At 62.2% G+C, this 15,700-nt stretch carries 15 protein-coding genes; 10 read left to right on the forward strand and 5 right to left on the reverse strand.

The window, feature by feature from the left end:
* Positions 1-38: 38 nt before the first annotated feature.
* Positions 39-791, reverse strand: a complete 753-nt coding sequence (locus C4J94_RS18875; RefSeq protein ID WP_124387548.1) for a thioesterase II family protein — start codon at positions 789-791, stop codon at positions 39-41.
* A gap of 302 nt (positions 792-1,093) precedes the next feature.
* Between C4J94_RS18875 and C4J94_RS18880 the strand changes: the two genes are divergently transcribed.
* Complete coding sequence (locus C4J94_RS18880; protein ID WP_065903497.1) at positions 1,094-1,645, forward strand: RNA polymerase factor sigma-70; 552 nt, start codon at positions 1,094-1,096, stop codon at positions 1,643-1,645.
* A gap of 192 nt (positions 1,646-1,837) precedes the next feature.
* On the opposite strand, the gene C4J94_RS18885 is transcribed toward C4J94_RS18880, so the two are convergent.
* Both C4J94_RS18885 and C4J94_RS18890 read right to left on the reverse strand, forming a co-directional pair.
* Entirely contained in the window at positions 1,838-2,626 is a 789-nt protein-coding gene (locus C4J94_RS18885) for an ABC transporter substrate-binding protein (protein WP_124387549.1), read from the reverse strand.
* A 93-nt stretch (positions 2,627-2,719) separates the two neighbouring features.
* Positions 2,720-3,343 carry a TetR/AcrR family transcriptional regulator gene (locus C4J94_RS18890; protein ID WP_124387550.1) on the reverse strand — a complete coding sequence of 208 codons (624 nt, stop codon included), beginning with the start codon at positions 3,341-3,343 and terminating at the stop codon, positions 2,720-2,722.
* A 153-nt stretch (positions 3,344-3,496) separates the two neighbouring features.
* Here C4J94_RS18890 and C4J94_RS18895 point away from each other — a divergent pair, with 153 nt between their 5' ends.
* The 8 genes from C4J94_RS18895 (at position 3,497) to C4J94_RS18930 (ending at position 12,710) form a co-directional block, all read left to right on the forward strand.
* On the forward strand, positions 3,497-5,275 hold the full coding sequence (locus tag C4J94_RS18895) for an acyclic terpene utilization AtuA family protein (protein ID WP_124387551.1): 1,779 nt from the start codon (positions 3,497-3,499) through the stop codon (positions 5,273-5,275).
* A gap of 12 nt (positions 5,276-5,287) precedes the next feature.
* Entirely contained in the window at positions 5,288-6,160 is an 873-nt protein-coding gene (locus C4J94_RS18900; RefSeq protein WP_124387552.1) for an SDR family oxidoreductase, read from the forward strand.
* A gap of 3 nt (positions 6,161-6,163) precedes the next feature.
* The gene (locus C4J94_RS18905; RefSeq protein WP_124387553.1) at positions 6,164-7,780 is read left to right on the forward strand and encodes an acyl-CoA carboxylase subunit beta; all 1,617 of its coding nucleotides are present in this window, start codon (positions 6,164-6,166) and stop codon (positions 7,778-7,780) included.
* 16 nt (positions 7,781-7,796) lie between these two features.
* Positions 7,797-8,954, forward strand: a complete 1,158-nt coding sequence (gene atuD / locus C4J94_RS18910) for a citronellyl-CoA dehydrogenase (protein WP_124387554.1) — start codon at positions 7,797-7,799, stop codon at positions 8,952-8,954.
* Positions 8,951-9,712 carry an enoyl-CoA hydratase/isomerase family protein gene (locus C4J94_RS18915; protein WP_124387555.1) on the forward strand — a complete coding sequence of 254 codons (762 nt, stop codon included), beginning with the start codon at positions 8,951-8,953 and terminating at the stop codon, positions 9,710-9,712. The genes atuD and C4J94_RS18915 overlap by 4 nt, the downstream gene beginning before the upstream one ends.
* 111 nt (positions 9,713-9,823) lie before the next feature.
* Complete coding sequence (locus tag C4J94_RS18920; RefSeq protein ID WP_124387556.1) at positions 9,824-11,746, forward strand: acetyl/propionyl/methylcrotonyl-CoA carboxylase subunit alpha; 1,923 nt, start codon at positions 9,824-9,826, stop codon at positions 11,744-11,746.
* A 73-nt stretch (positions 11,747-11,819) separates the two neighbouring features.
* The gene (locus C4J94_RS18925; protein ID WP_124387557.1) at positions 11,820-12,362 is read left to right on the forward strand and encodes an exonuclease domain-containing protein; all 543 of its coding nucleotides are present in this window, start codon (positions 11,820-11,822) and stop codon (positions 12,360-12,362) included.
* 63 nt (positions 12,363-12,425) lie between these two features.
* Positions 12,426-12,710: a pyrimidine/purine nucleoside phosphorylase gene (locus tag C4J94_RS18930; protein ID WP_124387558.1), complete on the forward strand. Its 285-nt coding sequence runs from the start codon at positions 12,426-12,428 to the stop codon at positions 12,708-12,710.
* Positions 12,711-12,759: 49 nt separating this feature from the next.
* Here the strand turns inward: C4J94_RS18930 and C4J94_RS18935 are convergent, their stop codons facing one another.
* Both C4J94_RS18935 and C4J94_RS18940 read right to left on the reverse strand, forming a co-directional pair.
* Entirely contained in the window at positions 12,760-13,563 is an 804-nt protein-coding gene (locus tag C4J94_RS18935) for an MOSC domain-containing protein (RefSeq protein ID WP_124387559.1), read from the reverse strand.
* Between the two features lie 40 nt (positions 13,564-13,603).
* Positions 13,604-14,539: a chemotaxis protein CheV gene (locus tag C4J94_RS18940; protein WP_124387560.1), complete on the reverse strand. Its 936-nt coding sequence runs from the start codon at positions 14,537-14,539 to the stop codon at positions 13,604-13,606.
* 552 nt (positions 14,540-15,091) lie between these two features.
* On the opposite strand from C4J94_RS18940, the gene C4J94_RS18945 reads away from it, so the two are divergent.
* On the forward strand, positions 15,092-15,541 hold the full coding sequence (locus C4J94_RS18945; protein WP_177413460.1) for a hypothetical protein: 450 nt from the start codon (positions 15,092-15,094) through the stop codon (positions 15,539-15,541).
* The last annotated feature ends 159 nt before the right edge of the window (positions 15,542-15,700 follow it).

The following is a 15,700-nucleotide window of genomic DNA, read 5'->3' on the forward strand; positions in this document are numbered from 1 at the left end:
GAAATCGGCTTACGGGAAAGTCGGGAAGTCGGTGAGATTCAGCCGGCGGCCAGTTGCCGCGCCGCGCCATTGCGCCAACGGGCCAGGTGTTCGTCGGCGTAGCGGCGCAGGCAGCGCAGCACGGCGCTTTCGTGCTGCACGAGGAAGAAGTGGTGACCGTCGAACATGTCGAGGGAAAAACCGCTGGCGGCCTCGAGCTGCCAGTCGAGCAATTGGTCGGCGCGCACGCTGTCCTGCTTGCCGCCGAACACATGGATCGGCAGGCCCAGCGGCTCGCGCTCGCCATAAGTGAAACTGCCGCACAGCAGGAAATCGGCGCGCAGGATCGGCAGCATCAACTGCATCAACTCGGCATTGGCCAACGCGGCGTCGCAGGTGCCCTGCAGTTCGCGCAGGCGGGCGATCAGTTGTCCGTCGGTCTTTTCGATGGCGTATTCGCTGACATCACGCCGCGCCGGGCCGGCAGTGCCGGAGGCAAACAACGCCAGCGGAGCCGGTGCATTGCGCGCGTTCAATGCGTGCGCCAGTTCGAACGCCAGCAGGCCGCCGAGGCTGTGGCCAAACAACGCATAAGGGCCCTTGAGGTCGCGGCTGATTTCAGCGGCGAGCTGGGCCGCAAGGGCCTTGATATCGCGCTGCAACGGCTCGCCCATGCGCATGCCGCGCCCCGGCAGTTCCAGCGGGCACACCTGCAACCAGTCCGGCAGCACTCGACGCCAGCGTGCGTAGACCGAGGCGCTGGCGCCTGAATGGGGCAGGCAAAACAGGCGCAGCGGCGTAGGCGTACTCATCGAGCGAGGCCCCCAAGCTGAAACACGCTGCGTGCACGATAAAAACCCATTTCGTCCTCCTGCGGGTGCTGATCCTTGGCCGTTCTACTAACGGACCTGTCACCCAGAAGAACGGACGGACTCGGCAAATAATTAGTCGCCGAGGGCGAGCGAGACGCGGTTCACACCTTCCTGGAAAGCATAAGATTAGTTCGCCTTCTCATTTGACAATAATTATCATTAAGCATAATTTGTTGCCCGATGTGTAGGAGGCCTCAGCAAGGACGCCCTCCCCTAACCTCTTTTGCAACAAGGTGATTTCCATGACGGAACCAGTAACCACAGGCAGGTGCGACTCACCACTTCTCCAGGCGTTCGTCGACAATCGACTGATCCTGGTGAAGATCGCGGCACGTATTACCGGCTGTCGTTCGCGTGCCGAGGATGTGGTGCAGGACGCCTACTTTCGGCTGCAATCGGCACCGACCATCACCTCTTCGTTCAAGGCCCAGCTGAGTTATCTGTTCCAGATCGTGCGCAACCTGGCGATTGATCACTACCGCAAGCAGGCCCTGGAGCTCAAGTATTCCGGGACCGAAGAGGAAGGCTTGAACGTGGTGATCCACGGCGCTTCACCGGAAACCTCCCACATCAATTTCAATACCCTGGAAAACATTGCCGACGCATTGACCGAGCTGCCGCAGCGCACCCGCTACGCGTTCGAGATGTACCGCCTGCACGGCGTGCCGCAGAAGGACATTGCCAAGGAACTGGGGGTTTCACCGACACTGGTGAACTTCATGATTCGCGATGCGCTGGTGCATTGCCGCAAGGTGTCGGGCAACCATAGCGATACCTTTGCGCGCAGGGTCTGAAAACAGCAGAAACCAATGTGGGAGGGGGCTTGCCCCACTGGTTCACTGTAGGAGCGAGCTTGCTCGCGAAGAGCGCACAGGCAACGCGTTCATTCTGAATAAACGCGGTGGCCCTGAGTTCTTCGCGAGCAAGCTCGCTCCTACAAAATGGCATTAGGGCAAGCCCCCTCCCACAGTTGATCTTCTGCGTTCTCAGGGCACTGGCATTACATCGATGCGATACGGCTCGAAAATCTTCAGCATCTGGCCATTATCTCGCAGCTGCTTGAGCAGCCCGGCAAACGCCGGCCCGCTGATCGGGGCCTTCGGCCTTAGCAACGCGTAATGGTGATAGACCTGGTCAGTGCGCTCCGACACCAGGAATTTGCCCGCCATGTCGGCGTTGCGCACCATGAAGTCACTCAAGTACGAACGCGTCACCAAGGCGATGTCCGCACGACCGCGAGCCACCATCAGCAAGTTGCTGTCGTGGGAGTAGGTCAAGGTGGCGTGGAAGTGCTCGGTCAGGTATTTGGGGTCGGGGTTGAAGTTGGCGAAGGCGTAGTGATAACCGCTGAACACCGCCAGGCGTTTGCCGGCAAGGTCGGTGAAAAAGCTCTGGTCGCGGCCGGGCTCACGCTCGGCGACGAAGATTTCCGCATCTTCCAGGCCCATATCGACGCTGGTATGGGGAATGTCATTCCAGCCCCAGGACGGGTTTTCGAAGATCGCCATGTCGACGCGGCCTTGCTCGAAATCGCGGAACCGTCTGGGTATCGAGGTGGGCACCAGCACAAACTGATAGTCGCTTTGCGTGGCGTTCAACGCTTCGACCAATTGCGGCAGCAAACCGGTATCGGCGCCTTGCTCAGGGCGTACGGTATAGGGTGGAAAATGCGCCGCGCCGACCCTTACCAACTGCGCGGCGCCAGCCTGCGTCCACCCTGCACTTCCCAATGCCCATAATGTAAGTCCTGCAGCCAGCCGCCATGGCGAAAACATCTAGGCACACACCGTTGAATTCTATGATGGCGATAAGCTAGGCGCTTTTCCCCATAGAGACAACTTTTCGCCAGCAAATTAATAGCTTGCGCCTCAGTCGGCCTTGAGCACCATCAGCAGGGCTTCTTCGGCCAGTTCTTCGAGTGTCAGGCTGCCTTGGGTGCGGAACCAGGTGGTGGTCCAGGACAACGCGCCGGTCAGGAAGCGCCGGGTGATAAACACGTCGCCCCTGATGTAGCCGGCGGCCTTGGCTTCGCCCAGTACCTGTAGCCAGATGTCTTCGTACACGTCGCGCAAGGCCAGCACCTGGGCCTGACCGTCGGCAGACAATGAACGCCATTCGTACACCAGCACCGCCATCGCCTCCCCGCTGCCGCCCATGATCGACTGCAATTCGCAGCGGATCAGCGCCAGTACGCGCTCGCGCACGGTACTCGCCTGCTCCAGCGCAGCCCGCATCATCGCGGTGTTGTAGAGGATGGTTTCTTCCATCACTGCGCGCAGGATCTCGTCCTTGCTCTTGAAGTGATGAAAGATGCTGCCGGACTGGATGCCCACCGCGCCGGCCAGGTCGCGCACGGTGGTGCGCTCGAAGCCCTTGTTGCGAAACAGGTGCGCCGCGGTTTGCAGCAACTTGCCCCGGGCACTCTCGGGGTCGGTCAATTGTCCACCGTCGACCATGGTGCGCATTACTCGCAGGGCCTGGGGGTCATCCATGCTGCTCTCCCTCATGTCTACTATCGTCTTGGGCGGCAATTTAGGCCGTGACCGCCAACCAAGCAAGCGCTCGGGTAAAACTTGTGTACAGGGTTTACAAACCAAGCGCTTGCTTGGTAGCCTCGCCACCAGCCATTCGAGGAAGGATTTCTCATGAGCAAGACCGTTCGCATCGGCTGTGCCAGCGCCTTCTGGGGCGACACCTGCACCGCAGGCGCCCAGTTGGTGCACGGCGGCGCCCTGGATTACCTGGTGTTCGACTACCTGGCGGAGGTCACGATGTCGATCCTGGCCGGGGCGCGCATCAAAGACCCCAAGGCCGGTTACGCCGCCGATTTTGTCGAGGTGCTCACGCCGCTGCTGGCCGATATCCAGCGCCAGGGCATCCGGGTGATCAGCAATGCCGGCGGCATCAACCCCCAGGCCTGTGCGACAGCTTTGCAAGCGGCCTGCAATAGCGCCGGGGTTGCCCTGAAGATCGCCGTCCTGCTCGGCGATGACCTGCATGCGCAACTCAAGCACCTGCCGGACGTTACCGACATGTTCAACGGCGCGCCGCTGCCACCTGCGTGCATGTCCGCCAATGCCTACCTCGGCGCACCAGGCATTACCGCAGCGCTCGCGCTCGGCGCCGATATCGTCATCACTGGCCGGGTGGTCGACAGCGCGGTGGTCAGCGCGGCGCTGGTGCATGAGTTCGGCTGGTCGTGGCAAGACTATGACCACCTCGCCCAGGCCGCCCTGGCCGGGCACATCATCGAATGCGGCGCGCAATGCACCGGCGGCAACTTCACCGACTGGCGCGACGTGCCGGACTATGAGCACATCGGTTTCCCCATCGTCGAAGTCAGCGCCGACGGCCAGTTCACGGTGAACAAGGTCGAGGGCAGCGGCGGCTTGATCAGTGAACTGAGCGTGGCCGAACAGCTGCTGTATGAGATTGGCGATCCCCGCGCCTACCGGCTGCCTGATGTGATCTGCGATTTCAGCCAGGTCAAGGTGCAGCAGCAAGGCAAACACTGCGTGCGCTTGCACGGCGCCAAGGGGCTGCCGCCGACCGAGCAGTACAAGGTCAGTGCCACTTATCTTGACGGCTTCCGCTGCACCGCCAGTTGCCTGCTGGCCGGCATCGATGCGGTGGCCAAGGCCGACCGAGTCAGCCAGGCCATCATCCACAAGACCTCCGAACTCTTCAGCCAGCGCGGCTGGGGGCCCTACACCGAGGTGAACATAGAACTGCTCGGCAGCGAAGCCACCTACGGAGGGCACGCCCAACGTCAGGACTGCCGGGAGGTGGTGATCAAGCTGGCGGTGCGCCACCCCCACAAGCAGGCACTCCTCCTGTTTGCTCGCGAAATCGCCCAGGCCGCTACCGGCATGGCGCCGGGGCTGACCGGGATCGTCGGCGGCAGGCCCACGGTGTATCCACTGATCCGGCTGTTTTCGTTCCTGATCGATAAATCTGCCTGCGCCGTGACCCTCGACTACCAGGACGCACATCACGTCGTGGAGCTACCCGCCGCACGGCCGCCCCTCACCCCTGCCGCGCCCATCGAACCGCCCAAACCCCAGGGCCGTGCCGACGCCAGCGTGCCCCTGGTGAAACTGGCAGTGGCGCGCTCCGGCGACAAGGGTAACCACAGCAATATCGGCGTAATTGCCCGCGCGCCCGAGTACCTGCCGTGGATCGCCGAAGTGCTCACCCCCGAAGTGGTCGTCGACTGGATGAGCCATGTGCTCGACCCGGTGTACGGCCGTGTCGAGCGCTGGTATTTGCCCGGCAGCCACAGCCTTAACTTCCTGCTGGAAAACGCCCTGGGGGGTGGCGGCATTGCCAGCTTGCGCATCGACCCCCAAGGCAAGGCCTTCGCCCAGCAACTGTTGGAAATTCCCATCGCCGTGCCGCAACACATCGCCGATCAACTCACTTAAAGGACCGTCGCCGTGGCCTTCGACTCGATCTTCAAAGCCGACCTGCTCCAGGGGCAAAGCATTATCGTTACCGGAGGCGGCAGCGGTATTGGTCGTTGCACCGCCCATGAGCTGGCGGCACTCGGTGCGCATGTGATCCTGGTGGGGCGCAAGCCGGATAAGCTGGAAAAGGTCGCGACGGAAATCGCCGAAGACGCTGGCACCGCCGATTGGCACGCCTGCGATATCCGCGATGAAGACGCCGTGAAGCAATTGGTCGAACAGATCGTCGCCGACCACGGCCCAATCCATGGACTGGTCAATAACGCGGGCGGCCAGTACCCATCGCCACTGGCATCGATCAATCAAAAAGGCTTTGAAACCGTGCTGCGCAGCAACCTGGTCGGCGGCTTCGTGATGGCGCGGGAAGTGTTCAACCAGTCGATGAGCACCCACGGCGGTGCCATCGTCAATATGCTCGCCGATATGTGGGGCGGCATGCCCGGCATGGGCCACTCGGGTGCGGCGCGTGCGGGGATGGACAACTTCACCAAGACCGCGGCATTTGAATGGGGCCACGCCGGCGTGCGCGTCAACGCGGTGGCGCCGGGCTGGATCGCTTCCAGCGGCATGGACACCTACGAAGGCGCGTTCAAGGCGGTGATCCCCACCCTGGGCGAGCATGTGCCGCTCAAGCGGATCGGCACCGAGTCGGAAGTCAGCGCGGCCATCGTGTTTCTGCTCAGCCCCGCCGCCGCCTTTATCAGCGGCAGCACCTTGCGCATCGACGGCGCCGCCAGCCTGGGCAGCCGCGCCTGGCCGTTGCACAAGGCGAAGGCGCCCACTGAAGGGTTCAATGGTTTTCACCGCGCCTACCTGCCCGATGTGCTCAAGGCGGAGCACTAGGCCATGCCCGTGATCGAAAGCCTGATCGACCCCCACAGCCCGCAGTTCGCGCAAAACCGCGAAGCCATGCTGCGCAGCCTCCAGCACGTGCGCCAGCTGGAACACACCCTGCTCGCCAAGGCCGAGCAGGCCCGGGCCAAGTTCGAGCAACGTGGCCAACTGCTCCCACGCGAGCGCCTCAACCTGCTGCTCGACCCCGGCGCGCCGTTTCTGGAACTGGCCAGCCTGGCCGGCTACAAACTGCATGACGACAAGGACGGCAGCGCCGCCGGCGGCGGGTTGGTCGCCGGCATCGGTTACGTCAGCGGCGTACGCATGCTGGTGGTGGCCAACAACAGCGCGATCAAGGGCGGCACCATCTCCCCCGCCGGCCTGAAAAAATCCCTGCGCCTGCAGCAGATCGCGATGGACAACAAACTGCCGGTGGTGACCCTCGCCGAAAGCGGCGGTGCCAACCTCAATTACGCCGCCGAGATTTTCGTCGAAGGCGCGCGCAGCTTTGCCAACCAGGCGCGCATGTCGGCCATGGGCCTGCCGCAGATCACCGTGGTGCATGGCTCGGCCACCGCCGGCGGCGCGTACCAGCCGGGGCTTTCGGATTACGTGGTGGTGGTGCGCGGCAAGGCCAAGCTGTTCCTGGCCGGGCCGCCGCTGCTCAAGGCCGCCACCGGTGAAGTCGCCACCGATGAAGAACTGGGCGGCGCCCAGATGCACGCGCAAACCGCTGGCACCGCTGAATACCTGGCCCAGGACGATGCCGATGGCGTGCGCATCGTGCGCGAGATTGTCAGCTTGTTGCCCTGGAATGATCACCTGCCGCCAGCGCCGCAACGGGCCTACAGCGAGCCGCTGTATGCCGCTGAAGAGCTGCTGGGACTGATCCCGGACGACCCGAAAAAACCCTACGACGTGCGTGAAATCCTCGCGCGCCTGGCCGACGGCTCGCGCTTTCTTGAATTCAAGAGCGAGTTCGATGCGCACACGGTCTGCGGCCACCTGAATATCCACGGCCGCGCCGTCGGCGTGATCGGCAATAACGGCCCCATCACCCCGAAAGGCGCGAGCAAGGCGGCGCAGTTCATCCAGCTGTGCGACCAGAGCCGCACGCCGCTGCTGTTTCTGCACAACACCACAGGTTTCATGGTGGGCACCGAATCCGAGCAGCAAGGCGTGATCAAGCACGGCGCCAAGATGATCCAGGCGGTGGCCAATGCCCGCGTGGCCAAACTCACGATTGTGGTGGGCGGCTCCTACGGGGCCGGCAACTACGCGATGTGCGGCCGCGGCCTGGACCCGCGTTTCATCTTCGCCTGGCCCAACAGCCGCACGGCGGTGATGGGGGGCGCGCAGGCGGGCAAGGTGCTGCGCATCGTCACCGAGGCCAAGCAGTTGAAGGAGGGCCTGGTGCCCGATCAAAAGGTACTGGACATGCTGGAGCAGGTCACCGCGCAGAAACTCGACAGCCAGTCCACCGCACTGTATGGCACTGCCAACCTGTGGGATGACGGGCTGATCGACCCACGGGATACGCGAACCTTGCTCGGGTTATTGCTGGATATCTGTGAGGAGGCCGAGGTGCGCCCCTTGCAGCCCAACAGTTTTGGTGTGGCGCGGTTCTAACAGGAGGACGACACGCATGATCTTCACCCAGGAACACCAGGAACTGCGGCGTACCGTGCACGCCTTCGTCGAGCGCGAGATCAACCCCTTCGTGGACGAATGGGAAAAAGCCGGGCGCTTTCCCATCCACGAAATCTTCCGCAAGGCCGGCGATCTCGGCCTGCTGGGCATCTCCAAACCGCAACAGTTTGGCGGCATGGGCCTGGACTACAGCTACTCGATCGTTGCCGCCGAAGCGTTCGGCAGCATTCGCTGCGGTGGCATCCCGATGTCCATCGGCGTACAGACCGATATGTGCACCCCCGCCCTCGCCCGCTTCGGCTCGGATGAACTGCGCGAGGAGTTCCTGCGCCCGGCCATCAGCGGCGAGCAGGTCGGTTGCATCGGTGTTTCGGAAACCGGCGCCGGTTCCGACGTTGCCGGGCTCAAGACCCATGCGCGCAAGGACGGCGACGACTACGTGATCAACGGCAGCAAAATGTGGATCACCAACTCGCCGAGTGCCGACTTTATCTGCCTGCTGGCCAACACCTCCGACGACAAGCCGCACCTCAACAAATCACTGATCATGGTGCCGATGAACAGCCCCGGCATCAGCGTCAGCCCGCCCCTGGAAAAGCTCGGCATGCACAGCTCCGAGACTGCCCAGGTGTTCTTTGACGGCGTGCGCGTGCCGCAGCGCAACCGTATCGGCCAGGAGGGCGCGGGCTTCATGATGCAGATGCTGCAGTTCCAGGAAGAACGCCTGTTCGGCGCGGCCAATATGATCAAGGGCCTGGAATACTGCATCGACAGCACCATCGACTACTGCAAGCAACGCCACACCTTCGGCAAGGCGCTGCTCGACAACCAGGTGATTCACTTTCGCCTGGCCGAACTGGCGACCGAAATCGAATGCTTGCGCGCACTGGTCTACCAGGCCACCGAGCAATACATCAAAGGCCAGGACGTGACGCGCCTGGCGTCCATGGCCAAGCTCAAGGCCGGGCGCCTGGGCCGCGAGGTCAGCGACAGTTGCCTGCAATATTGGGGCGGCATGGGCTTCATGTGGGACAACCCGGTGGCCCGTGCCTATCGCGACGTGCGCCTGGTGTCGATCGGCGGCGGTGCCGATGAAATCATGCTGGGCATCATCTGCAAACTGATGGGCACCCTGCCGGGGAAAAAGCCATGAACACCTTGCTGCTCGAAGCGCACAACGGTGTGCTGCACATCACCCTCAACCGCCCGCATTGCCGTAACGCAATGAGCCTTGAGATGGTCAACGAACTGCGCGCCGTGCTGGCACAACTGGACAGTCAGGTGCGTGCCATCGTGATCAGCGGCGCGGGTGGGCACTTTTGTGCGGGGGCGGATGTGAAGGACCTGGTCACGGCAGGTGATCAACTGGTCGCCTTGAACCGCGCGTTTGGCAGTTTGCTGCAAGAGGCAGAAGCCGTTTCGCCGGTGGTGATCGTGGTGCTCCAGGGCGCGGTACTGGGCGGTGGGTTTGGCCTGGCCTGTGTGAGCGATATTGCGATTGCAGAAGGCACGGCGCAGTTCGGCTTGCCGGAAACCAGCCTGGGGTTGCTGCCGGCGCAGATTGCGCCGTTTGTGGTCAGGCGCGTGGGGTTGACCCAGGCGCGTCGCCTGGCGCTGACGGCGGCGCGGTTTGATGGCGTCGAAGCGGGCAGGTTGGGCGTGGTGCATTTTGTCGAGGACGATGGGCAGGCATTGGCAGAGCGTCTGGATGAGGTGCTGGGGCAAGTGCTGCGCTGCGCGCCAGGCGCCAATGCGCGCACCAAGGCGCTGTTGTTGGCCAGTGTGGAGCGGCCACTGGAGCCGCTGCTGGACCAGGCAGCGCAGTGGTTTGCCGAGGCGGTGACCGGTGAAGAAGGGATCGAGGGGACGCAGGCTTTTGTGCACAAGCGCAAGCCTGGGTGGTGCAAATGACGCCATCGGGGGCAAGCCCCCTCCCACCTTTGGAACGCTTTTCAAAATGTGGGAGAGGGCTTGCCCCCGATGAGGCCGGAACACTCATCCGATCAACCAAGGGATAAACCAATGCCCGCCTTCACCAAGATCCTGATCGCCAACCGCGGCGAAATTGCCTGCCGTATCCAACGCACGGCCCAGGCATTGGGCTACCGCACCGTGGCCGTCTACAGCGACGCCGACGCTCATTCCCTGCACGTGGAAATGGCCGACGAAGCCGTCAATATCGGCCCCGCTCCCGCCCACCAGTCCTACCTCAATAGCCAGGCGATCCTCGACGCCGCCCACCGCACGGGGGCCGACGCGATTCACCCCGGCTACGGTTTCCTGTCGGAAAACCCCGCGTTCGCCAAGGCCTGCCTGAACGCCGGTATCACCTTCATCGGCCCCAGCCCGGAAGCCATTGAGCTGATGGGCAGCAAGCGCCTGTCCAAACTTGCCATGCTCCAGGCCGGCGTTCCCTGCATCGCCGGCTATCAAGGCAGCGCCCAGGACGACGCTACGCTGCACCACGAAGCCCAGCGCATCGGCTACCCCCTGATGATCAAGGCCAGCGCGGGCGGCGGCGGTCGTGGCATGCGCCTGGTGCAGCATCAGGGCCAATTGCTGGAGCAACTGCGCACCGCGCGCTCCGAAGCACTGAACGCCTTCGGCAGCGATGAACTGATCCTCGAACAGGCGCTGATCGGTCCACGCCATGTGGAAATCCAGCTGTTCGGCGACCAGCATGGCCAGCTGATTTACCTGGGCGAACGCGATTGCTCGCTTCAGCGTCGCCATCAAAAAGTCATCGAAGAAGCACCTTGCCCGATCATGACCGACGCACTGCGCCGCGCCATGGGCGAAGCCGCGCTCAAGGCGGGTCGCGCGGTGAATTACGTCGGCGCAGGGACAGTGGAATTCCTGCTCGACGGCCACGGCCAGTTCTACTTCCTGGAAATGAACACGCGCCTGCAAGTCGAGCACCCAGTCACCGAACTGATCACCGGCGTTGACCTAGTCGACTGGCAACTGCAGATCGCCGCCGGCCAGCCCCTGCCGCTGACCCAAGCCGAGGTGACGCTCAGCGGCCACGCCATGGAAGTGCGCCTGTACGCCGAAGACCCGGCCAACGACTTTCTGCCGCAAACCGGCGCGGTGCTGCGTTGGGAGCCGGCGCCGGGTATTCGCATAGACCATGGCGTGCGCGAGGGCGACAGCATCAGCCCGTTCTACGACGCGATGCAGGGCAAGCTCATCGCCCATGGCGCCACCCGCGAAGAAGCTCGGCGCAAGCTGCTGCGGGCGGTGGAAGATACGGTGTTGCTCGGCGTCGCCACCAACCAGCGCCTTTTGGCCGACCTGCTCAGGCATCCGGCCTTTGTCAGCGGTGATTTCGGTACCGGTTTTATCGCCGAGCATTTCAACCACATTCCCCGCCCCCCGGCCTGCGCCGAAGAACTCGCCGTGGCCGCCGCGCTGTTCTATCAGCACAGCGCCAACGCCCATCGCCACGGCCTCGCAGGCTGGCGCAACAACGCCACGCTGCCCTGGGCGTACCGCCTGGTGGTGAACGATGCCACCCACGCGGCCAGCGTCAGCGTGGTGGCGGACAACCACCTGCAGGTCGACGACGTCGATATCCGCCAGCTCAGCACTGACGGGCGCTGGGCGACCCTGGTGCTCAACGGCATCCGCCGACGCATCGCCTATCACCTCGACGGCACCCAACTGTGGCTGCCGGGCCTCAAGGTAAATAACGTCACCCAGCCCATCGCCAACCGCCAGGCCGATGCCGGCAGCGGTACGCTCAAGGCGCCGATGGATGGGGCGATTGTCGAGGTGCATGTACGCGTCGGCGAAAGTGTCAGCAAAGGCCAACTGCTGGTGGTGCTCGAAGCGATGAAAATGGAGCACCCGCTGAAGGCCGGCATCGACGGCATTATCCAGGGTGTGCAGGTGGCGGCGGGCGACCAGGTACGCAATCGTCAGGTTTTGCTGGAGATCGAATAAGCCCCTGGGCGGAACTACAAGGCCCGGCTACGCTCTATCCCCATCAGGACAGGAACAGTACGGGAACCTGCGCATGCCTCATTGGCTGATTATTGACCTTGAAGCCACAACGGATGACGGCGGCTGGCCCGTGACGGAGATGGAAGTCATCGAAATCGGCGCGAGCCTGGTCAACCGCCAGGGCCGCGAGCTGGACCACTTCCAGCGCTTCGTGCGACCGCTGCGGCGGCCACTGCTGACGCCGTTTTGCCGCAAATTGACCCACATCACCCAGGCCAATATCGACGCGGCAGCGCCCATCACCGAGGTGTGGCCGCTGTTCGAGCGCTGGCTGGGCCAGCATCAGCCACGCCTGGAAGGCTGGGCCAGCTGGGGCGATTACGACCGCGTGCAACTGGAGCTGGAATGGCAACGCCATGGCCTGGCCAGCGCGCTCGGCCAGACGCCCCATGTCAACCTCAAGCAACGTTTCGCCAAGGCCCGGCGCCTGGACAAGCCTTTGGGGCTCAATAGCGCGCTGCAACTGGCGGGCATGCAGTTCCATGGCCAGCAGCATCGGGCGCTGGAGGATGCGCGCAACACCGCACGCCTGCTGCCGCTGACTTTGCCGGTCTAGGCAGCTTCCCTGCCCTTGGGCATACTGGCTGACCTTTCCAGACCCTTTTCCGAGGATTCACCCATGTTCAAAGTCAATGAATACTTCGACGGCACCGTCAAGTCGATCGCGTTCGGCACCGCGGAAGGTCCGGCGACCATCGGCGTGATGGCCCCGGGTGAATACGAATTCGGCACCGCCCAGCGTGAAATCATGCACGTGGTTTCCGGCGCGCTGGTCGTCAAGCTGCCGGACAGCAGCGGCTGGGAAACCTTCGCCGCCGGCAGCCAGTTCAACGTGCCGGCCAACAGCAAATTCCAACTGAAGGTCGCCGTAGACACTGCTTACCTGTGCGAATACCGCGGCTAAAGGTCACTCGGCGCAAAAAAATGCCCGTCTCTTGCGAGACGGGCATTTTTCATTCCAGCACGGTCACCGGCATGCCGACTTCCAATCGCCCCACCCCATCGTTGACCAGGTTCTGGCCGAACATCGCGCCCTTCTCAGTGCTGCGATAGGCCTGCAGCGTCGCGAAAGGCTCACGATCCGGGCTGCGCTCGCCGGTCTGCGGGTCGATGGTGGTGAGGACGCAACGTGAACAGGGCTTGACCACGCGAAACTCCACATCGCCAATGCGCAAGCGCTTCCAGCCATCCTCGGCGAAGGCCTCGCCGCCTTCGATCACCAGGTTGGGGCGAAAGCGCAGCATCTCCATCGGCCGGCCGATCTGCGCGCACAGATCGTCCAGGGAAGCCTGGCCAATCAGCAGCAGGGGGTATCCGTCGGCAAACCCTACCCGGTCGTCATCCTGGCCATAGCCGGCTTCGGTGGCACGTGCGCGATCGATGGGCATGTGCACCAGGCGCGTGGGTTTGCCGATGAAGGCGCTGACCCAGGCCGCCGCGGCATCGCCTGCGTCCGGCACGCGCAGGCTGTCATGCCAGATGGTCACACCGCGCAACGCATCGGCGCCGGGCAAGGCCACGTCCAACGTCGGGTAGCCGGGCGAGCTGAGGGTCAGGCCGCCCGCGGTGTTCCACAGCGCAGTCAGCTGGCTCATTTTGGCCACGGCGCGTTGTGTGAGGAATCGCCCGCTGGCTTCGTCCACCAGCATCCAGCGTCGATCCCCCTCAAGCCCAAGCTTATCCAGGCCAATCTGCTGCAAGGCTTGAGCCTTGCCGGATTTCAAGGGGTAACGGTACAGCGCGCTGAGACGGAGCATGAGCCTGCGTTCCTAGGAAACAAAGTGTCATAGACTAAAGTCAGGCAGACACTTCGTCCAGCATCAGTCGTTGACGCACTACATCCACCAGCTTGTCGGGCTGGAATTTGGAGAGGAAATTGTCGCAGCCGACCTTCTTCACCATCGACTCGTTGAAGCTGCCCGACAGCGAGGTGTGCAGCACCACGTAGAGGCCACGCAAGCGCGGATCATTGCGAATTTCGGTGGTGAGGCGGTAGCCGTCCATCTCGGGCATTTCGGCGTCGGTGAAGATCATCAGCAGCTTGTCGGTCATCACCTGGCCGCTGTCGGCCCAGGCCTTGAGCATGTTCAGCGCCTTGAGGCCATCGCTGGCGATGTGCATTTTCACGCCCAACTGGCCCAGGGTGTCCTTCAACTGCGACAGCGCTACATTGGAGTCATCCACCAGTAATACTTCACGACCACGGGCGCGCTCCAGCACCGGGTCTTCGAGTTTTTCCCGGGAGACCTTGGCGTTGTAAGGCACGATTTCAGCGAGGACTTTTTCCACATCGATGATTTCCACCAACTGGTCGTCGACCTTGCTGATGGCGGTGAGGTAGTGCTGGCGCCCGGCGCTGGCCGGCGGCGGCAGGATGGCTTCCCAATTCATGTTGACGATGCGGTCGACGCCGCCCACCAGGAAGGCCTGCACCGAACGGTTGTACTCGGTGACGATAATGGTGCTGTTGGGCCCTGGCACCAGCGGACGCATGCCGATGGCCTGGGACAAGTCGATCACCGGCAACGTCTGGCCGCGCAGGTTGACCACCCCGCAAACAAAGGGATGGCGCTGGGGCATCAGGGTCAACTTGGGCAGTTGCAGCACTTCCTGCACCTTGAACACGTTGATGGCGAACAGCTGCCGCCCGAACAGGCGAAACATAAGGATCTCCAGGCGATTCTCACCCACCAATTGCGTGCGTTGATCTACCGTGTCGAGAATGCCGGCCATTAAAAGCTCCTGGTGTGCACGTTGGTTTCGCGCTGAGAGGGTGTGCAGTTCATATAGGCAAGTTATCGGCGGCAAGCGCCAGACCTTGACCCCGGTAAAATGCCATGTAAATACATTGATGTCACACTGACATCATGCTTTACTGCGTAAGCCCTCTCATAGGGCTGTGTGGCGACCCTTGCACGACACTCCAATCGTCGTGCGGTTCCACTCCATAGGGGATTCCCCTATGCGCAATCAGGCCCGACCTGATATTCGCGATATCTAATAGCCATTAATGTGACGCCATTCTCATTGCATGAATGGAGTCAGGCTTTTGTTTGCCATCCCCAGCCCTTGGCCCGTAGGCCTTCCAGGCACTCACGTATCGGCAACTGAAGTCGTGTCATCCCGATCAATTGGGGTTACGCACGACTTTCGTGGGCATTTCAATAAACGTCCTACAGGAATATCGGAAGCAGCCTACAAGCCTCAATTATATTTCAGCGCTAGCGTTAAGCCATTCACCCGGTGCGATATCTCATCACCCGAGCTTAAGTTGTGGAGACTTGCATGATGAACAGCGCGAAAGAATGGCAAACGGCACTTCCCGAATTTCTGCTGGAGGCCGAAATGCTGCTGATCAAGTCGCAAGAGTGCTTGAGCCATCTGCATTTGATCCGTAACGACAGCGACGCCATCGACTGCATGAAGACCAGCCTCGCCAAACTCGCTGAAAAGGCCGACAGCCTGGCCCTGCAAGCGATCAGCGAGTTCTCGAGGCACCTTCAACACCTGATCGCCAATGCCCAGAGCCCCATGCAATTGCATGACGATGCACTGGATGCCTTGCATAACTGCCTGACATTGCTGGCCTGGCAATTGGAACTGATCGACAGCCGCACTGGCGAGCTGAGCCTGGACGAAACTGAGCAAACTTCGCTGATTGCGACGGTCACCCTGCAAATCCCGCAAAAGGACTACGGTCATAAACCGCAGCAGCGTTTGCATCATGCGTCTTGAGTCTGGCGCATGTCGTATTTAATCGCCGACTTCTCTAAAAACGACCCAGCCGATAATAACGTTACAAACCCAATCTATTAGTACAACTTCTCATTTGAAACTCTGGGCTTACCGCCCAGAGTATTTGCGTGTTCCATAAACCAATCAGGCGACCAACGG

It is taken from the genome of Pseudomonas sp. R5-89-07 (assembly GCF_003851685.1).
In the GTDB taxonomy this organism is placed as follows: domain Bacteria; phylum Pseudomonadota; class Gammaproteobacteria; order Pseudomonadales; family Pseudomonadaceae; genus Aquipseudomonas.